A 17,483-nucleotide genomic window follows, 5' to 3' on the forward strand; every position below is an offset into this window, starting at 1 on the left:
GAGATATTAACGCAGGATTGAATCTTAGAAACGAAGCCATTCGCATCTTAACCGCAGGAACTGCGGGGATAGCCTAATGGATTAGGGTTCGTTAGAACCCCGTACCTAGGAATCCCCCACTTCAATCAGACCGTAAGGTCGATAAGTGGTGGGTAGTTCAAAAACTGTACCTCTTGCGGAAGAAGCAATAAGCGGCAGCGATTCGGGCAAACATGCCGTGCCTGCTATAAACCTTATTAGCTTATTCTGGAGTAGCTCTTAAAAAGAAGAATATAAATATAGTAAAATATGGAATAAAAATAAACCTTTGTACACAGTTAACCATTCCCAGGTTTTCAAAAATGTTCATCATACAAAGATGATTAACAGGATCCGTACGGGGTTTATGTCAAATGACTTAATTAAAAATAAGGAAAGAATCCCAGATTACTTGATGTGGTCCTACTTATTCGACCTATTTCGACAAAAAAGTTCCTATTATTCACGCTTATAATAATCCTTTGTTCCGTTGTGCCAGCTTGAAAATTTCTCCTATACTTGAAGAAAGATGAAGGTGGCAGGTGAATAGAATTGAATGAGATGGATCGCTTCAATCAGCTAATGAGAAGCGTAATGAATACAGAGGGTGATTGCTACGCCGTTCAGCAGCTCAGAGGAGAAATGATTCAGCTTATGGATCAATTTACCGGGATCATCCACCAGACGACAAACCATGTCTCGGAGGCTGCCCATGATTGGAAAGGAAAAAGTGCCGATGGATTTCACCGGATCATGGAAGAAGCCACCGATGCTTTTACATCAGTCTACGAACACATGAATCAGATGATTTCAGGATTGCAGCGGGAAGAAGCGAGGCTTGCTGAACTGGCTGCACAACTAGAAGAGAAAGCGAGAGAATCCATCCGATGAACGAAAGTCAGATCAGTCTCCGTCTCAGCAGCCTTCTTGAATTGAGCAGCCTGCTCAAAGAGCGGGAGCAGGAGCTGCAGGAAGTTCAGCAAACATTCGGCCGTTCGTTTTTAAAAGCGTCCTCCCATTATCCTGACCTTGAAGGAACGGAGATTTCCCATCACGCAGAATTAATTAAATTGCACTTGGATAAGCTGACGGACACGATGGCTCACCTTGCTTCCATCAGCAAGCTCGCACCGGAACAAATGGCAGAAACTGATGACCATAGAGCAGAAGAACTTGAGAGGATTACAGGCTGATATTCTTTCCTTATTGTTTCTGCTTTTCCTCTTGTGCTTCAAGTGAACGGCAAGCATTTATAAAACGACTGATTTCAGACGAGCGGGATTTTTCCAGCTCTTTTTTAAATTGGCCGAATTGCTTCCAGGCTGCCCAGCCAGCCAGACCGGCTCCCGCAGCTGCAGCCAATACCTTGTTTTTTTTCACATTCTTTCCTCCTCATTAAATATGTTTCATTACAAAGTCAGGTTTAATCATATATAAGGTAGTGGAAACACAAAGAAAAGTCCATCAATTTGCAGGGAGGATGTATATGGAAAACTGGAGCCTTTACATAAACGGTGAATGGGTAAATACGGAAGACACGATTGAAGTTGAAAATCCTTCGAGTCAGGAGGTATTTGCTGCCGTGCCAAAAGGGGGAGCGAAGGAAGCGGAAGCAGCTGCAGATGCTGCTCACGAAGCCCTTCAGGCATGGTCATCCCTATCCGCATACGAGCGCTCTGAGTATCTGGAGAGATGGCACGCACTTATCACGGAGCATCAGGATGAGCTTGGCAGGCTTATGACGAAGGAGCAGGGAAAGCCTCTGAAGGAAGCAACTGGAGAAGTGGCATATGCCAACAGTTTTATTAAATGGTATGCAGAAGAGGGAAAGCGGATATATGGAGAAACAATTCCGGCATCTTCTGCAAATAAAAGACTCTTTGTGATCAAACAGCCGGTAGGGGTTATCGCGGCCATTACCCCATGGAACTTCCCCGCTGCGATGATTACAAGAAAAGTGGCCCCGGCTCTCGCGGCAGGATGCACCGCAGTCGTCAAACCGGCATCTGCTACTCCGCTTACAGCGCTCAGGCTGGCAGAACTTGCTCACAAAGCCGGTATCCCAAAAGGGGTACTCAATGTCGTCACCGGCTCTTCCAAAGAAATATCCGAGACCTGGCTGGCGGATCACAGAATTAAGAAATTATCGTTTACCGGCTCAACTGAAGTTGGGAAAACCCTCATGAAGGGCTCCGCCGATACGATGAAAAAATTGTCTCTTGAACTTGGCGGCCATGCGCCGTTCATCGTTATGGATGATGCAGACCTTCAGGCAGCAGCTGAGGCTATGGCTGCTTCCAAATTCAGAAATTCCGGACAGACATGCATCTGTACAAACCGGGCATATGTCCATGAATCCGTTTATGATGAATTTTTAGAGCGGTTTAAAGAAGCTGTGTTCAGTCTCAAAGTCGGCGATGGAATGGATGAGAGCACTGCGGTTGGCCCCCTCATCAATAAAGAGGGTCTCGACAAAGTGGAGGAACATTTAACTGACGCACAGAGTAAAGGCGGGGAGCTGATCCGCAGCCCTCATAAGGCACCGGAAGGCCGCGGCTATTATATGGAGCCAGTGATAGTCAGTGGAGCAAGCGATGATATGCTATGCATGCAAGAGGAAACATTCGGGCCGGTCGCACCCGTGACGAAAGTGAACAGCATGGAGGAAGCCATCGAGCGTGCGAATCACTCTCCATTTGGTCTTGCAGCCTATGTTTTTACTGAAAACAATTCAAAGGGGATAAAAATAACGGAAGCACTGCACTATGGCATCGTCGGACTGAATGATGGACTCCCATCTGCTGCACAGGCGCCATTTGGCGGAATGAAAGAGAGCGGGCTTGGCAGAGAGGGCGGAAGACACGGAATCGAGGAGTACCTGGAACTCAAATATGTGTCGCTCGGACTAAAAATATAATTTTATATCTCCTGCCAGTTTACCAGCTCAGCACCCGGGGTATTTAATACACAAATTCAGCAAATGGAGGAGATTGATTATGACACAGGTAACCATCCAGGATAGCCAGAGACAGAATGGGAAAAACAGTAAAAACAGCAAGCTGATAAGGGGTATGCTTCTTGGAGCGATCGTAGGGGGAGCCATCACGATGCTCGACTCGACTACCCGTAAAAAAGTTTCAAAAGGGGCAGGCGGAATTAAGGATTCTACTGTCAGCATCGTCCAGAATGTTAAAAACAATCCGGGTGAAGTCAAGGATCAGCTCGTAAACCAATTCAACAGTGCCAGAAACACACTTGAGTCTGCTATTAAAGATGCACAGTCCATCTACGAGAGCCTGAACAGCGGCGTATTTAAGAAGGTTACAGAAGTAGCAGCAACTTCACAGGAAGCGATGCAGAATGTAAAGGATGCTGCAGGGGACGTTAAAGAAGTCGGATCGAAAGTAGCAGAAGCCGGATCCGAGCTGACTGAACCCCTTAACGACCTGAAGGATGATAAGAAAACTTCATCTGTTTCCACATCCGCTTCTACATCATCAACTTCGAACTTTCCATCAGCGGTGCCAAGCCAGTCAAACCCGTCTGATGATTCGGCAAAACTATAACAATCAGGCAATACATAAAACGGATAGCGATGCTATCCGTTTTTATTTTGCCCGTGATGACCGATTTAAGCAGTTTCAATGCCAGAAGCAGCTGCCGCGGGGAGGAGAATGGTGATGGAAGTTCCAATCAATAAAGAGCTCGTCACTTCAAAAGACCCATTATGATCTTCAAGGATTTTGCGGCAGATTAGGAGCCCCAAGCCTGTCCCCTTTTCTTTTAATGAGTAGAACGGTTCTCCAAGAAAGGGAAGCCTGTCGGGAGCAATTCCAGAACCTGTATCTGTGATCGTGATGATATGCTGCTGTCCCGTCCGTTTTAAATCAATGGAAATGATGCCGGTCTCAGTAATGGCCTCTATAGAATTCGTAAGAAAATTAAGGAAAAGCCTGTGAAGGGCTTCTTTTTTTCCGTGCACGAACAATGGCTCTTCGATACTCGACACCTTTATGGAAATCCCTCTCGCTTCTAAATCCGGCAAAAGATTCCCGAGCACCGGCTGAAGCAAATCTTCCCCGAGATCAAGCAGCTCCAAATCGGTATTTTCCTGGTTGGCCAGGATCAGGAAATCACCGGTTACCTGCTGAATATGCTCCAATTCTTTTTTTATAATCCTCATATACTCAGCATTCAGTTCATTTCCAGACTCCATCAGCTTCATAAAACCTAAAATGGAGGTAAGGGGATTGCGGATTTCATGTGCAACCGATACGGCAAATCGCCCTGCAAGCGCCAATTTCTCCTGTTCTTTAATGCTGTTATCAAGCTCGATCTTCTCTGTAACATCCTGAAAGGTGGCAATGATGTATTCCACTTCCCTTTTGCGGTCTGAGTAAAGCAGCTTCGTATGAATGGAAAGCCAGCTCCGCCTTTTTTTGACAGGGTGGTAAATGCCCATTATATAGTGTGAAATTTCTTCTTTAGTGCGCAGCGTAATCATGGACGGGTGTTCTTCTCCAGAAAGAGGCTTTCCAGTATGATCAATGGCTTCCCACTCCGGACTGAAGGAGTCCATACTCAGCAAGGAAGAACTTTCGAATCCCAGTAATTCTGCAGCATACTCGTTGGCAAAGACGATTCTGCCGTTTGGATCCTGAACCGTTACCCCGCATGCGATTGCGTCGTAGTAGCGGATTTTAACCGATTCAAGGAGATGACGGCTTTCCTCAAGCTTCTGCATGAAATTCCGGTTCTCCGTTAAATCGATCCCGGTTAAAACGCGCATTTCGTCCTCAATCTTCCTGCAAAACCACCTAATCGGTATGGATTCGCCGCTTTTGCATAGCCATGATGCTTCCTGAGAGCCTCCGCTGCCGCCGCTTGAGATAAAAGTTTTCATTTCTTCTCTGGCTTCTCTATGGGATGCTGCTTCCCAAAATGGTTCTCCTCTGATTTCCTCAAAATGATAGCCGGTCCGCTCGCTGCAGAAGGAATTCCAGCCGCTGACTGTACCGTCCGAATTTAAGAGGACGACAAATGCCTGAACCGTATCAATTAGCTCGTGTGCAAATTCTTTTTCGTACAGGAGCGTGGAATAGCCGCTATCCTTTTCAGCAGGTATCCTTACTGTGGAATAAATGAGCTGTCTGCCGCCGCAATCCAGCAATCTGCAGTTTGCTTCAACCTGTATCCTGCTGCCGGATGAATGATCCATATTCATATTCAAAGCAATCGTTCGATTTGATGCAAAACGCTTCTTTACAGACAGGAACAGCTCAGGGGCAAGGCCTTTGAAAAAGACAGAAACAGGGTCGAGCTGCTTCAGTTCTTCTCTGCTGTACCCGAGTAATTCACAGGCTTGATCATTTACATGGATAAAGCGTGTTTCAAGGGGTTCTGCAGACAGTAATTCCGTAATAACGACTGCTTCATTGGTTTGCTGGTAATATGCTTGGAATACCTTAGATAACTCTTCGTCTATTAAGAAATTATTCATGTTACCGCCCCTTCCGGCTTGGTTACTATTATTTTATTTGATTCGTGACAAAATTACTATTCAACCTTAAATAAAGTGCTCATTTTTTTTCCGTCCTGCTTATAAATATTTAATGAAAGGGAAAGGTGTGTCGAAATGAGGAGGAAAGTGCGGGAAGTTCTTAATTGGATGGCTGGTGAGCTAAAGGAGCAGCAGCTCCCGGGCGGTGCATGGGCGCATCCATTTGAAACAGGGATTAAAACAGATTGCTTCATGGTTGTGCTGTTAAAGGCATTAAAGATAAACGAACCCGTGCTTATGAGGCGGCTGATTGAAAGGATTGCCGGAAAAAGGGAGAGTGATGGATCATACCGGCTTTTTCACGATCAGGAAGAGGGGGATGTGTCTACAGCAGCAGAAGCCTATTATGCTCTGCTGCTATCCGGCAAGTATAAGGAGGAGGACCCTGATATACTGGCCATCAAAAGATTCATCCTTTCTAAGGGAGGCATCCGGAAAACAGGACTTTTCACAAGGATCCTCCTGGCGCTCACATCCCAGGCTGAATGGCCGGCCGTTCAAAAAATTCCAATCGAATCCATCCTGCTGCCGAAAAGCTTCCCGGTCAGCATGTATGATCTCTCCGTATACGGACGGGCTAACCTGATTCCTATTCTTGTTGCCGCATCCAAAAAATATCAGATCCGGATCGAAGGTGCTCCTGATCTCTCCAGTTTAAGCTCAGATAGAACGGCTCCAAGCAGCCTTTACAGATCCAGGGAATGGAGAGGGCTTTTTGATATGGTATCTGAGGGTGCAGAACACCTTGTCGGAACGCCGGAGAGGCTGAAAGAGGCAGCACTTAAAAAAGCAGAAGCGTTTATGCTGGGACGGCTTGAATCCGATGGAACGCTTTACAGTTATTTCAGCTGTACCTTTCTTATGATCTTCGCATTGCTTGCTCTCGGATATGATAAAGAGCACCCGGTTATTAAAAAAGCGGTGGCCGGGCTCATCGCAATGGCTGTCCCGGTTGAAAACGGAGTTCACATGCAGTACACGACAGCGCACGTTTGGAATACCTCTCTTCTTTCCGGAGCCCTCCAAAAAGCGGGCTTCCGCAGCAGCATGACGGACAGAGCGAACCGCTACCTGCTGACTCGGCAGCACCATTTATACGGAGACTGGGCCGTTCACAATCCATACTCAGCACCAGGGGGATGGGGGTTTTCCGATATTAATTCCTTAAATCCGGACATCGATGATACGTCAGCTGTACTTAGAGCCATCCATCATGATACGGTGTCCGGAAAGATCAGCCGAGGGGCATGGGACCGCGGGCTGGAGTGGCTGCTCTCTATGCAAAACGGAGACGGAGGCTGGGCTTCCTTTGAACGGAATGCAAGTCCGCCGTTCGTTCATTTCATTCCCGTGGAAAACGCAGAATTTATTATTTCAGACGCTTCTTCTGCTGATTTGACCGGAAGAACAATGGAGTTTCTATGTGCGTATGCCAAGCTTCCCGCTTCTCATGATCAGATAAGAAAAGCAGCAGGATGGCTCATTAAACATCAGGAGAGGGACGGGTCATGGAACTCCCGCTGGGGAATTTGCTACGTGTACGGGACATGGGCCGCGGTCACAGGTCTCGCTTCTGCAGGATACGGAGAGAACCATGAAGTGATCAGTCGCGCAAAGGCTTGGCTTGAGAGCGTCCAAAATCCGGACGGGGGCTGGGGAGAATCGTGCAAGAGCGACCAGGAAAAGCGCTATATTCCGCTCGGCACGAGCACCCTGACCCAGACAGCCTGGGCAACAGAAGCGCTTCTCTGCTGTTCGGAAGGCATTTCTTCTTCAGCGGAGCGGGGAATACGTTACCTGGCTGAGCATGCCGGCAAAAAGGACTGGACAGCCGCCTACCCGAAAGGCCAGGGTTTTGCAGGGCAGTTTTATATTCATTATCACAGCTATGACTTTGTCTTTCCGATGCTTGCTTTATCCCGCTATCTGGAACGGGCAAATTCCCTTTCTCCTGCATAGGCTATAGCAGAACACTCTTTAAGGAGCTGCTGTCTATGGAAGATGGAAAGAATAAAACAGGCGACCCGATGAAGATGATCAATGCTTTTTTCACCCGCAGGCCTGCCAAAACCCTGCTTGATACGATTGATGATTTATTTACGAGGCAGCCGGGCAGAATGTCTTTTCACGTTCACCTCTCAGAAACGGAGAGCCACTATGTCGTCAAAGCGGAAGTTCCTGGCGTATCCAAGGAAGAAATCGAGCTCGCTCTGGATAAAAGCGTGCTGACAATCCGCATTAAACCTGGACCGGATAATTCTGAAGGAGCAAAATGGGAGGGGGCATTCCGGACGATCGAGCTCCCGGGCAACGCACTTACGAAAGATTTGAGGGCGATGCATCAAAACGGCATTCTCACAGTGCGGGTCCCGAAACGGCGCAAGAAAAAAATTCCGATTGATTAAAGAGCCTAACCTGGTATGGTTAGGCTCTTGCACTTTCTGATGAGGCACCAAAGCTGTATTCAGGGGGTTGGCATGGGATAAGATTCCATTGAGTATGGAGGCCTCTGAGAGTGATATAATAAAAGCTGGATTCAATTAACTTAAGAAGGGGACCAGAAGATGACACTATCCGCGAAAACATGCAGGGAATCGTTTGTTGTAAAAACGTCAATGGTTCTTCCTCCTGATACGAACAATCATGGTACGTTGTTTGGCGGAAGGCTGATGGCTTACATAGATGATGTGGCTGCAATAGCGGCAACCAGGCACTCAAGGACGCTTGTTGTTACCGCGTCAACCGATTCCGTTGATTTTCTGCACCCGATTATGGTCGGGCATTCTGTTTGTCTTGAAGCATTTGTCACCTATACAGGAAGAACCTCCATGGAAATTTTCGTAAAGGTTGTTGCAGAAGATATGCTCTCGGGAGAGCGAAATGTGTGTGCTCTCAGCTTTTTAACATTCGTGGCTGTTGATGCAAATAATAAACCAACCCCCGTTCCCCAGGTCCTTCCGCAAACGGAAGCTGAAAAGCAGCTGAACGAGACTGGAAAAGCCCGGGCGCTTGCCAGGAAGAACCGTAAAAGTGAATTTAAAAAAATGGCTGAGATGTTTGGCACCGACATGCCATGGTAAAGAAGCAGCTGCCATCTCTCACTTCTTTTTAGCAGTCAAGTATGATTTAATGAGGGTATAAAGCATTATAGTTCAGGGAGGATCGGGAATGAAAATTAATTTTACAAAACAGCAATATCACACTCTTTTGAAGATGCTTTATCTGTCTACATGGGTAGGGGCGAGAGAAGAGCACGAGGAGCAGGCTGATGAATTTTTCGACCTGGAAAATTATGTGCTTTCATTCGCTGAAACGTTCGGGGTCGAGCATCTTGTGGATTACGATTCTCTTGAGAACGAATACTATGCTTCAAGACAGCTTGATGAAGAGCTTGAAGATATTATTGCAGATTATGAAGAGGAAGTATTCTGGGACAAGCTGTGCGCTCTGCTCGCGCGCCGCGACCTGATGAAGGAAGAGGGGGGCCTTGCTGCCTACAGCCCGGAACAGCGGTTCGAACGGCTGATGGAGATCGAAGAAAAATATCATCAGTACTTTGAAGAATTCGGTCTGGAAAAACTGAAAATGGAATAGCCTTTTCTCTCTTTTCAGAAGACGCAAACCGGTAAGCTCGGATAAATGGTCTATAAAATGCCGGGAGCTGCTCTTCCTGAGCGATGGGCAAGCAGCAAATCTGTCCGGTTCTCAAAGAGCGTTTTTACATACTCGAAGGGCTGGAAATGCAGGATGCACCGTCCGCTCTATATGAGCGGACTGTACTCAGCAGCTGATTTTTACAAAGTATGGAAGAAACTGGATATCCTCTCAATTGGCCGGCAGAAAATCAATCTGCCGGCTTGATTTTTGTATGGATGCCTTGAATCAGTCCTGCCTAGATGTAACCTTGAACATCCATTTCAGGAAGGAAGGAACGGCGATGACAATGAAGAGGAAGCGGATCAGCTGAAGGGAGCTGACAGTAGCCGGATCACCTCCGATGCTCTCGGCAGTCAGCACCATCTCCACCAATCCTCCCGGGGCCATCGAGAGAAGACCGGTCTCAAGCGGAATTCCAGTCACATACGAAAACAATACACCCATTCCCAGGGAGATGGTTATGAGAAGGAGCGTATAAATGAAAAATGGCGGTCCTGCACTCCCGGCTTTTTTCAAGTCCTGAATCGACATCTTCGATCCGATGCTCGTCCCGATGATTAACTGTGCGCCGACTGCCAGCCAGTAAGGCAAGTGCGGGATGGGCATTCCCGAAATGTTTACTAATGCCGATGTAAAAAGCGATCCGACAACATAGGCCGCGGGAAGTGTTTTTCTCAGAAAGTACGCTGCAGCAATCGGCAGAAGATAGAGAGTGAAAGCCGCCGGATGCGAATCAGGATATACAGCGGCTGCTGTTTTTCCTGCCGGACCGGATTCCCCGCTGCCGATTGCGTAAGTGACAAAAAAGGGAATAAAGAAAACAACGGATAAAATTCTGATCGTCTGTAATACGGACACAATCCCTGCATTTCCTTTTAACGAATCACTGGCTGCCACCATTTCCGAGAGTCCTCCGGGGATGGAGGCAAAAACACCTGTTACGGGGTCTATCCCCGTTCTTCTTGCAAGCCACAGGCCGCTCGTGATGCTGAAGGTTAATAAAAGGGCTGTTAAAAGGGTATATGGAAGAAGAAAAGGGACTGCAGCCGTAAGTGTTTCACGGGAAAAAGAAGTCCCGAAATAGATCCCGGTTATGATGAATGCCAGGTTCCGCAGTACAGGCGGTGTATAATACGGGCCGGCTGAAATGGATTTGGCCGCTAAAAGCGCGGTTAGCGGACCTAAGATCCAAGGAAGCGGAAGCTGGAGAAGCATATAGAAAACACTGCCGAGAACTGAGACGAAAAAGGTTTTAGCTGCAACTGATGCCTGACTCATGCCAACACTCCAATCTTTATCTATCTTACCATGGGGAGGATTTCCAGACATGCATATCTACTCGGAAAAAGAAATCAGGGAAATCGATCATCAGGCAGAAAAGAACGGACTGCCTGTTTTTACTTTAATGGAAAATGCAGGTGCAGGGCTTTATAAAGCGCTCGCAGGCAAAATTTCAAAAAGACAGACGGTCTGCATCGCTGCCGGGAAAGGGAACAATGGAGGAGATGGCATCGTCCTTGCCAGGTATTTGCTCATCAACGGATATCAGGCCTCTATCTATCTTCCTTTTGGGCCTCCCGATGAATCGTCTCCTGCAGGGAAGCACTTGGCTTATCTGCGTGCCTGCGGGTACAATGCCGAAACGGAATGGTTACATGCAGATGTACTGGTGGATGCACTGCTTGGCACCGGCTTCCACCCTCCGCTAAAAGAAGAAGCGGCCGGAGTGATCCGTGCGCTGAACGAGGAAAAGGCAATGAAAGTTTCCATTGATCTTCCCTCCGGAATACAAGCAGATACAGGAACAGTCAATGAAGGGTTTGAAGCAGATTTTACCCTATGCCTGCATGGCTTCAAGCCATCTGCCTTTCTGATGCCTTCTGAACGTTACTATGGGGAGACGGAGGTTGTGGATATAGGATTGCCTCAGACTGGAAACAAACGAGTGTGGTCCGGTGAAGATGCAGGAATGACACTTCCGGCCATCCATTCAACGGCTCATAAAGGAACCTTTGGCACCGGCTATTTACTGGCAGGAAGTGATACGATGCCGGGCAGTGCCCTTCTGGCAGCGAAGGGAGCCATCCGTTCCGGAGCCGGAAAGCTGATCATCGGAACGAGCCGCTTTGCTGCAGGAGCGATCGCTGGTGCCGTTCCTGAAGCTACTTATGAAATAGATGGATTTTACAAAACAGCTAAAGGAAAACTGCCCGATAAAATAAAGGCGGCCGCCATAGGGCCCGGACTTGAAGAAGAAGATGCAATGGAACGCTGTGTAAAGACTTTGCTGGCAGAAGAGGACTTGCCGGTTGTATTGGATGCAGGTGCGATACAGAAAAGAAAGTACAGCAAAAGAAAAATCCCGCCCATCCTGACGCCTCATCCCGGTGAAATGAGCAGGATTACGGGGCTCTCGATAGAAGATATTCAAAGCAGGCGCATTGAAGCGGCAGGACAGTATGCAAAGGAGCAGCACGTTATCGTGGTATTGAAAGGCCGGCATACGGTTATGGCTTTTCCGGATGGAGACGTTTATGTCAATCCGACAGGCAATGCTGCCCTCGCGAAAGGCGGAAGCGGCGATTCATTGACAGGAATAATCCTGGCCTTCCTGTGTACCCATTCTTCGATAAAAGAAGCGGTGGCAAATGCAGTCTATCTTCATGGAAGTACAGCTGATCTTTGGGTTGAATCCGGCGGGGAACGGTCAATGGCAGCTTCGGATATCCCTGAACTGATTCCGGCTGTCATGAAAAAGCTTGAAGAAAAAAGGAGACGGGCAGAGTGAAGGTGATATGCGTGATTCCGTGTGGAAAACGGAAAATATGGGACAATGAACCCGGACTTGGCGCGGTGCCGGCGGCATCTGCCTATACTGGGGTCTTTCACCGGCTCTGTCAGCAGTATGCCAGAACCTTTTATGAGGAGTGGTTCATACTCTCAGCTAAGCATGGTTTTCTTAAGCCTGACGATCTGGTGCCTGGAAACTATGATCTCACCTTTAATCAAGGCAGTCCGGAAGAGATCACCGCAGACGCATTAAAGCAGCAGACCAGAGAAAAAGGGATCGGGGATGCCGAAAAGGTGATTATGGTGGGCGGTAAAAAATTCGCTCCCGTGCTTCAGCGTGCTTTCGGTTTTCAAGCTCTTTTTCCGCTTACTGGCTCAAAAGGAATCGGTGACATGCAAAGGAAGCTGAAAGCTGCTATAGAACATGATTGTAAATTAGAAGAGAAAATACACGAGGAGAATAAAAATTAACTATTCAGAAATTATTTTCGGGGAAATAAATGCCGCCGGCTGGTTCTTCCCCAAGAAGAAATGGATAAAATACCCCCATGGTGGTAAAATTTCTTTAGAAACGGACCAGGACCACTGAAGCTGCATCTGGCTACAAGAGAACTACGTGTCATAGAACCGGATTAAAAATACATAAAATGCTGGAGGATTATCCATATGAAAAAGGAGTTTGCAGTTATCGGTTTAGGAAGGTTTGGAGGCAGCATTTGCAGGGCGCTGAGTGAGGAAGGCATGGAAGTGATGGCGATCGACAACGACGAGGACCGGATCAATGAATTTGCCAATATCGCCTCTCATGCTGTTGTAGGGGATTCAACAGATGAAGCGGTGCTGAAGAGCCTTGGGATCCGCAACTTTGACCATGTGATTGTAGCAATCGGGGAGAATATCCAGGCAAGTATTCTGACCACCCTGATATTAAAAGATCTAGGGGTCAAAAACATTACCGTTAAAGCGCAGAATGATTACCACGAAAAGGTGCTGGCTAAAATAGGGGCAGACAAAATCGTCCATCCTGAGAGGGATATGGGAAGAAGGATCGCTCATAATATCATTTCCAACAATGTGCTGGACTACCTGGAATTGTCCGATGAGCACAGCATCGTGGAAATTGTAGCTGATAAGAAGCTGGCGGGAAATACCCTGATCAATCTTGATATCCGTGCCAATTATGGAATTAATATCGTAGCCATCAAGAGAGGAAGAGAAATCATTGTTTCGCCTCAGGCGGAAGAAGCGATTGAGCTGAATGACATCTTGATTGTAATTGGAGCAGATTCAGATATTGACCGGTTTGAAAGGAAAGTGCTGAATAGCTGAACAGAGAACGGGCTGAACGGTCAGTCCGTTTTCATTTTCTGTATTCAGCCGGTCTCATTCAGCAAAAAAAAGGGCTGTCCGACAGGACAGCCTTTTTCAGTTGCGCTTGTCACACTTCCATGATAATCGGAAGAATCATCGGACGGCGCTTTGTTTTTTCATATAGGAACGGTGCAAGTGTATCGGTGATCTCATTTTTGATTTCAGACCACTGGCTTGTCCGGCGTTCCATAATCTTGGATAAATGCTTAGTGATCAGGTCCTGCGCATCATTGATCAAATCGCCTGACTCTCTCATGTAAACGAAGCCTCTTGAGATGAGATCAGGTCCTGCCGCAATTTTGAAATCTTTCATGTTGATGCTGACAACGACAATGACTAATCCTTCTTCAGAAAGAATACGGCGGTCTCTTAAAACGATGTTCCCGATGTCGCCGATCCCGCTTCCGTCAATGTATACGGAACCTGAAGGGATTTTCCCTGTAACGCCTGCTTCAGCGCCGCCGAGTGCAAGCACTTCGCCGTTATCCATAATAAAGCAATTTTCTTCCGGAACTCCGCAATCCATCGCATGTCTGATGTGCATCTTCTGCATGCGGTGCTCACCGTGGATCGGCATAAAATATTTCGGTTTCATAAGGCGGAGCATCAGCTTCTGCTCTTCCTGACCGCCGTGGCCGGAAGTATGGATGTTGTTAAGCGGGCCGTGAATGACCTCTGCCCCTGCGCGGAACAGGCGGTTGATGATCCGGCCTACACTTACCGTGTTTCCAGGGATCGGAGAAGAAGAAAAGACCACTGTATCGCCCTGCATAATCTGGATCTGGCGGTGAGTTCCGTTGGCGATTCTGGACAGGGCAGCCATCGGTTCACCCTGGCTTCCTGTACACAAAATAACAACGCGGTTCGCAGGCAGTCTATTGATCGCATTTGCTTCGATAAATGTATCTTTCGGGCACTGAATATAGCCGAGCTCTTGCCCGATCTGAATGGCAGCTTCCATGCTTCGTCCAAATACCGCGACTTTGCGGTTGTGAATCACTGCGGATTCGACCACTTGCTGAAGTCTGTGGATATTGGATGCAAAAGTAGCAAAAATCAGTCTGCCGTCAATTTTGCGAAAAATCTCATTGATGCTGTCGCCGACTTTGCGCTCAGACATCGTAAAATGAGGCACCTCACTGTTTGTGCTGTCTGAGAGCAGGCAAAGAACGCCATCCTTGCCGATCTCGGCCATCTTGGTGAGATTGGCTGGCTCACCAACAGGAGTAAAGTCAAACTTGAAATCTCCCGTATGTACGATGCTTCCTGGAGGGGTTTTCACCACTACTCCGTAGGAATCAGGGATACTGTGGGTCGTGCGGAAGAACGTCACAGACGTCTTGCGGAATTTAATGACATCGTCTTCCTGAATTTCATGAAGCTTGGCAGTCCGGAGCAGTCCGTGCTCTTCCAGTTTGTTCTTAATGAGGCCCAGTGCCAGCTTTCCGCCATAAATCGGGATATTCACTTGTCTAAGCAAGTAGGGGATACCGCCAATATGGTCTTCATGCCCGTGCGTTATAAAAAGACCTTTGATTTTGTCTTCGTTTTTTACTAAATACGTGTAATCAGGAATCACATAATCGATTCCCAGAAGCTCTTCTTCCGGGAACTTAATTCCTGCATCGATTAAAATGATTTCATCCTGAAATTGAACACCGTACGTGTTCTTCCCGATCTCACCCAATCCTCCAAGGGCGAAAACGGCTGCTTGGTCGTTTTTTACAAATTTCATTAGATCATAGCTCCAATACTTTATAATTTTCACTCTTCTCTTCATATTGAAGATAAGAATTTTCAACCGCCTGTACAAACTCGATATTGTAATTTTTGTCCTTCAGCTTAAGCCGGACAAAGCGTTCGGATTCTGCATTTACATAAAGGGTTTTTGTTTTTTCCCGTACAGGCACCTCGTTCGCAGATTCCTGATAATAAACTTTGTAAATCATTTGCCAAATCTCTCCTTAGATACCGTTTGTTAGATTGCCTTATAACATTATATTCGATAACGGCCAGTAAGAAAAGGGGGCCGGCCCCATCCAGGCCTGACCCCTAAGCAATAGACTTTTTGCGAAGCAGATGTTTCCACTGTCCCCTGAGTTTATTTTTCAGCCTGCGAAGCATGGTTTTCACCCCTTTTTAAACTTGTCCTTTTGCAAATCCGGTGCATGTTGATCTCTATTACTTATATTATATGAGAAAATGCATTGATTTTTCATGGGTATTCATGGAAATTGCCGGTATCTTCCCTCGTTTTCATTGGTTGCATGAAAAAATTTTGTTATAGTAAGTGTGACAAAATAGCATGAGCACCGTGCAAAGGAGATTTGAGTGATGAGAGAAAAAGTGGTTTTTTTTGATATCGACGGCACGCTGCTGGATCATGAAAAAAAAGTGCCCGCGTCTGCAAGACAGGCGATAGAAGAACTGAGAAAGGCAGGTCACCATGTTGCCATAGCTACGGGACGGGCTCCGTTTATGTTTAAAGATCTGCGCGAAGATCTTGGAATCGATTCCTTTGTATCCTTCAACGGGCAGTATGTCGTTTTTGAAGGGGAAGTGATATACAAAAACCCGCTTAAAACAGAGACCCTAGAAAAAGTTCTGCAGGCCTCCGAGCAAACGAAACATCCTCTTGTGTTTATGAATCATGAAACAATGATGGCTACCGAAAAGGACCATCCGATGATTAGGGAAAGCATGGGTTCACTGAAATTTCACCATCCGGAAGTAAACCCTTCGTTTTTCACTGAATCTGAAATTTACCAGACCCTTCTATTCTGCAGGGATGGAGAGGAAGAGTCCTACAGAAAATACGAGGATCTGAACTTCATCAGATGGCATGAATGTGCAACAGACATTCTGCCAATGGGAGGATCAAAGGCAGAAGGAATAAAAAAACTGGTGGAACGCCTTCCGTTCGAACGAGAGGACATTTATGCGTTCGGCGATGAATTGAACGATCTTGAAATGATTGAATATGCAGGAACTGGTGTTGCGATGGGGAATGCAAACCAGAAGGTTAAAGATATAGCAGACTTTATAACAAAGCCGGTTAATGAAGATGGAATTTTATTCGCTGTCCGCGAACTCGGTTTAACCACAGCCCGGACTGCAAAATAAAAAGGAGCCAACCGGCTCCTTTTTTATTTATTTTTGATAGGACCGTGAGTGGGTCCTTATCTTTCGACCGCAACGGCATCCTTAGGTATGGAGAATGGTTCATTTTCACTCATCCGGTCATAAAACATAACGCCATTAAGATGATCGATCTCGTGCTGAAAAACAATTGCGGCCATGCCTTTGAGTCGCAGATCCAAATGGTTTCCTTCCAGATCAACCGCCTTCACTCTAATCTTTGAATGGCGGGGCACATAACCCGGAACGGGACGATCGACAGAAAGACAGCCCTCACCGCTGGCAAGAAAACTCTGCTGCACAGAGTGACTGATAATTTTCGGATTGAATAAACCGTAGCTGTATTGCTTTCCTTCATCTTCAAAGTGAACAGCAATCATCCTTTTGCTCACATTAATCTGCGGAGCAGCAAGTCCGACACCGGGACGCAGATCATATTCTTCGGCAAGATCGGGATTCTGGCTGTCCTTTAAATACCGGAGCATTTTCTCAAGAATTTCCCGGTCTTCAGCGGATGGGGGCATCGCCACCTCCTGCGCTGTTTCTCTGAGCGTCGGGTGCCCCTCTCTGATGATATCATTGCTTGTTAGCATGTTATGCACTTCCTCCCATCGATTCAACACGTATCTTATACATTATATAGAAACTCAATATTGATGAAAAGATGGTTATATTGTATTTTATCCCGCCGGCAGAAAGAACCTGTATGCAGGTAATTCATTATGGTCCCGGAAATGTAAATTGTCCAGTGAGGGTGAGTGGAGTTTGGAAACGTGAAACCTGGATGGCGGAAGTTTTTAAAATATAAGCGGCTTTCAGACCTGAGAAAGCTGGCTTTTGTCTTATTATGTAAGAATAGGACACCAGGTTTCGGTGTCCAGCTCCGGCGGCTAGGCCCTCGAGGTCATAAGCCGCTCATCCGGTGGAGGCCCGCAGGATGCGGGTCAAT

At 46.9% G+C, this 17,483-nt stretch carries 19 protein-coding genes; 13 read left to right on the plus strand and 6 right to left on the minus strand.

Features of this window, described 5'->3' with window-relative positions; genetic code table 11:
- Positions 1–570: 570 nt before the first annotated feature.
- The gene (locus GKZ89_RS20385; RefSeq protein WP_155114250.1) at positions 571–909 is read left to right on the plus strand and encodes a hypothetical protein; all 339 of its coding nucleotides are present in this window, start codon (positions 571–573) and stop codon (positions 907–909) included.
- Positions 906–1,211: a hypothetical protein gene (locus GKZ89_RS20390; RefSeq protein ID WP_155114251.1), complete on the plus strand. Its 306-nt coding sequence runs from the start codon at positions 906–908 to the stop codon at positions 1,209–1,211. Before GKZ89_RS20385 ends, GKZ89_RS20390 begins: the two co-directional genes overlap by 4 nt.
- Positions 1,212–1,221: 10 nt before the next feature.
- Here the strand turns inward: GKZ89_RS20390 and GKZ89_RS20395 are convergent, their stop codons facing one another.
- Positions 1,222–1,398: a hypothetical protein gene (locus GKZ89_RS20395; RefSeq protein ID WP_155114252.1), complete on the minus strand. Its 177-nt coding sequence runs from the start codon at positions 1,396–1,398 to the stop codon at positions 1,222–1,224.
- Between the two features lie 106 nt (positions 1,399–1,504).
- On the opposite strand from GKZ89_RS20395, the gene GKZ89_RS20400 reads away from it, so the two are divergent.
- Positions 1,505–2,935 carry an NAD-dependent succinate-semialdehyde dehydrogenase gene (locus tag GKZ89_RS20400; protein ID WP_155114253.1) on the plus strand — a complete coding sequence of 477 codons (1,431 nt, stop codon included), beginning with the start codon at positions 1,505–1,507 and terminating at the stop codon, positions 2,933–2,935.
- Between the two features lie 79 nt (positions 2,936–3,014).
- A complete protein-coding gene (locus tag GKZ89_RS20405; RefSeq protein ID WP_155114254.1) occupies positions 3,015–3,584 on the plus strand; it encodes a YtxH domain-containing protein in 570 nt (189 codons plus the stop codon).
- A gap of 65 nt (positions 3,585–3,649) precedes the next feature.
- Here GKZ89_RS20405 and GKZ89_RS20410 read toward each other — a convergent pair whose 3' ends face one another.
- The gene (locus tag GKZ89_RS20410) at positions 3,650–5,518 is read right to left on the minus strand and encodes a PAS domain S-box protein (RefSeq protein WP_155114255.1); all 1,869 of its coding nucleotides are present in this window, start codon (positions 5,516–5,518) and stop codon (positions 3,650–3,652) included.
- A 135-nt stretch (positions 5,519–5,653) separates the two neighbouring features.
- Here GKZ89_RS20410 and GKZ89_RS20415 point away from each other — a divergent pair, with 135 nt between their 5' ends.
- The 5 genes from GKZ89_RS20415 to GKZ89_RS20435 all read left to right on the plus strand — a co-directional run bounded on the left by GKZ89_RS20415 (position 5,654) and on the right by GKZ89_RS20435 (position 9,439).
- Positions 5,654–7,537, plus strand: coding sequence for a terpene cyclase/mutase family protein (locus GKZ89_RS20415; RefSeq protein ID WP_155114256.1), 1,884 nt, complete (start codon positions 5,654–5,656; stop codon positions 7,535–7,537).
- A 35-nt stretch (positions 7,538–7,572) separates the two neighbouring features.
- Positions 7,573–7,983 (plus strand): Hsp20/alpha crystallin family protein, encoded by a 411-nt coding sequence (locus GKZ89_RS20420; protein ID WP_155114257.1) that lies wholly within the window; start codon positions 7,573–7,575, stop codon positions 7,981–7,983.
- A gap of 159 nt (positions 7,984–8,142) precedes the next feature.
- Positions 8,143–8,658: an acyl-CoA thioesterase gene (locus GKZ89_RS20425; protein ID WP_155114258.1), complete on the plus strand. Its 516-nt coding sequence runs from the start codon at positions 8,143–8,145 to the stop codon at positions 8,656–8,658.
- An 88-nt stretch (positions 8,659–8,746) separates the two neighbouring features.
- Positions 8,747–9,172 carry a hypothetical protein gene (locus tag GKZ89_RS20430; protein WP_155114259.1) on the plus strand — a complete coding sequence of 142 codons (426 nt, stop codon included), beginning with the start codon at positions 8,747–8,749 and terminating at the stop codon, positions 9,170–9,172.
- 45 nt (positions 9,173–9,217) lie between these two features.
- A complete protein-coding gene (locus GKZ89_RS20435; protein WP_155114260.1) occupies positions 9,218–9,439 on the plus strand; it encodes a hypothetical protein in 222 nt (73 codons plus the stop codon).
- Positions 9,440–9,460: 21 nt separating this feature from the next.
- On the opposite strand, the gene GKZ89_RS20440 is transcribed toward GKZ89_RS20435, so the two are convergent.
- Positions 9,461–10,513: an AbrB family transcriptional regulator gene (locus GKZ89_RS20440; protein WP_162357153.1), complete on the minus strand. Its 1,053-nt coding sequence runs from the start codon at positions 10,511–10,513 to the stop codon at positions 9,461–9,463.
- A gap of 49 nt (positions 10,514–10,562) precedes the next feature.
- On the opposite strand from GKZ89_RS20440, the gene GKZ89_RS20445 reads away from it, so the two are divergent.
- From GKZ89_RS20445 to GKZ89_RS20455, 3 genes are all read left to right on the plus strand, one after another.
- Positions 10,563–12,023: an NAD(P)H-hydrate dehydratase gene (locus tag GKZ89_RS20445; RefSeq protein WP_155114262.1), complete on the plus strand. Its 1,461-nt coding sequence runs from the start codon at positions 10,563–10,565 to the stop codon at positions 12,021–12,023.
- Positions 12,020–12,496, plus strand: a complete 477-nt coding sequence (locus GKZ89_RS20450; RefSeq protein ID WP_162357155.1) for a DUF6884 domain-containing protein — start codon at positions 12,020–12,022, stop codon at positions 12,494–12,496. The genes GKZ89_RS20445 and GKZ89_RS20450 overlap by 4 nt, the downstream gene beginning before the upstream one ends.
- Before the next feature lie 195 nt (positions 12,497–12,691).
- Entirely contained in the window at positions 12,692–13,354 is a 663-nt protein-coding gene (locus tag GKZ89_RS20455) for a potassium channel family protein (RefSeq protein ID WP_155114263.1), read from the plus strand.
- Between the two features lie 109 nt (positions 13,355–13,463).
- Here the strand turns inward: GKZ89_RS20455 and rnjA are convergent, their stop codons facing one another.
- Both rnjA and GKZ89_RS20465 read right to left on the minus strand, forming a co-directional pair.
- Complete coding sequence (gene rnjA / locus GKZ89_RS20460; protein WP_155114264.1) at positions 13,464–15,131, minus strand: ribonuclease J1; 1,668 nt, start codon at positions 15,129–15,131, stop codon at positions 13,464–13,466.
- Positions 15,132–15,135: 4 nt separating this feature from the next.
- Complete coding sequence (locus GKZ89_RS20465) at positions 15,136–15,345, minus strand: DNA-dependent RNA polymerase subunit epsilon (RefSeq protein WP_155114265.1); 210 nt, start codon at positions 15,343–15,345, stop codon at positions 15,136–15,138.
- A 385-nt stretch (positions 15,346–15,730) separates the two neighbouring features.
- On the opposite strand from GKZ89_RS20465, the gene GKZ89_RS20470 reads away from it, so the two are divergent.
- Positions 15,731–16,519 carry a Cof-type HAD-IIB family hydrolase gene (locus GKZ89_RS20470; protein WP_155114266.1) on the plus strand — a complete coding sequence of 263 codons (789 nt, stop codon included), beginning with the start codon at positions 15,731–15,733 and terminating at the stop codon, positions 16,517–16,519.
- A gap of 56 nt (positions 16,520–16,575) precedes the next feature.
- On the opposite strand, the gene def is transcribed toward GKZ89_RS20470, so the two are convergent.
- Positions 16,576–17,127 (minus strand): peptide deformylase, encoded by a 552-nt coding sequence (gene def, locus GKZ89_RS20475; protein WP_155114267.1) that lies wholly within the window; start codon positions 17,125–17,127, stop codon positions 16,576–16,578.
- Between the last annotated feature and the right edge of the window lie 356 nt (positions 17,128–17,483).

This window comes from Metabacillus mangrovi (assembly GCF_009711125.1).
In the GTDB taxonomy this organism is placed as follows: Bacteria; Bacillota; Bacilli; order Bacillales; family Bacillaceae; genus Metabacillus_B; species Metabacillus_B mangrovi.

Coding starts and splice junctions, on each gene's coding strand:
- GKZ89_RS20390 (WP_155114251.1), top strand. CDS start 906: ATGAACGAAAGTCAGATCAGTCTCCGTCTCAGCAGCCTTCTTGAATTG.
- GKZ89_RS20400 (WP_155114253.1), top strand. CDS start 1,505: ATGGAAAACTGGAGCCTTTACATAAACGGTGAATGGGTAAATACGGAA.
- GKZ89_RS20405 (WP_155114254.1), top strand. CDS start 3,015: ATGACACAGGTAACCATCCAGGATAGCCAGAGACAGAATGGGAAAAAC.
- GKZ89_RS20410 (WP_155114255.1), bottom strand. CDS start 5,518: ATGAATAATTTCTTAATAGACGAAGAGTTATCTAAGGTATTCCAAGCA.
- GKZ89_RS20415 (WP_155114256.1), top strand. CDS start 5,654: ATGAGGAGGAAAGTGCGGGAAGTTCTTAATTGGATGGCTGGTGAGCTA.
- GKZ89_RS20420 (WP_155114257.1), top strand. CDS start 7,573: ATGGAAGATGGAAAGAATAAAACAGGCGACCCGATGAAGATGATCAAT.
- GKZ89_RS20425 (WP_155114258.1), top strand. CDS start 8,143: ATGACACTATCCGCGAAAACATGCAGGGAATCGTTTGTTGTAAAAACG.
- GKZ89_RS20430 (WP_155114259.1), top strand. CDS start 8,747: ATGAAAATTAATTTTACAAAACAGCAATATCACACTCTTTTGAAGATG.
- GKZ89_RS20435 (WP_155114260.1), top strand. CDS start 9,218: ATGGTCTATAAAATGCCGGGAGCTGCTCTTCCTGAGCGATGGGCAAGC.
- GKZ89_RS20440 (WP_162357153.1), bottom strand. CDS start 10,513: ATGAGTCAGGCATCAGTTGCAGCTAAAACCTTTTTCGTCTCAGTTCTC.
- GKZ89_RS20445 (WP_155114262.1), top strand. CDS start 10,563: ATGCATATCTACTCGGAAAAAGAAATCAGGGAAATCGATCATCAGGCA.
- GKZ89_RS20455 (WP_155114263.1), top strand. CDS start 12,692: ATGAAAAAGGAGTTTGCAGTTATCGGTTTAGGAAGGTTTGGAGGCAGC.
- rnjA (WP_155114264.1), bottom strand. CDS start 15,131: ATGAAATTTGTAAAAAACGACCAAGCAGCCGTTTTCGCCCTTGGAGGA.
- GKZ89_RS20465 (WP_155114265.1), bottom strand. CDS start 15,345: ATGATTTACAAAGTTTATTATCAGGAATCTGCGAACGAGGTGCCTGTA.
- GKZ89_RS20470 (WP_155114266.1), top strand. CDS start 15,731: ATGAGAGAAAAAGTGGTTTTTTTTGATATCGACGGCACGCTGCTGGAT.
- def (WP_155114267.1), bottom strand. CDS start 17,127: ATGCTAACAAGCAATGATATCATCAGAGAGGGGCACCCGACGCTCAGA.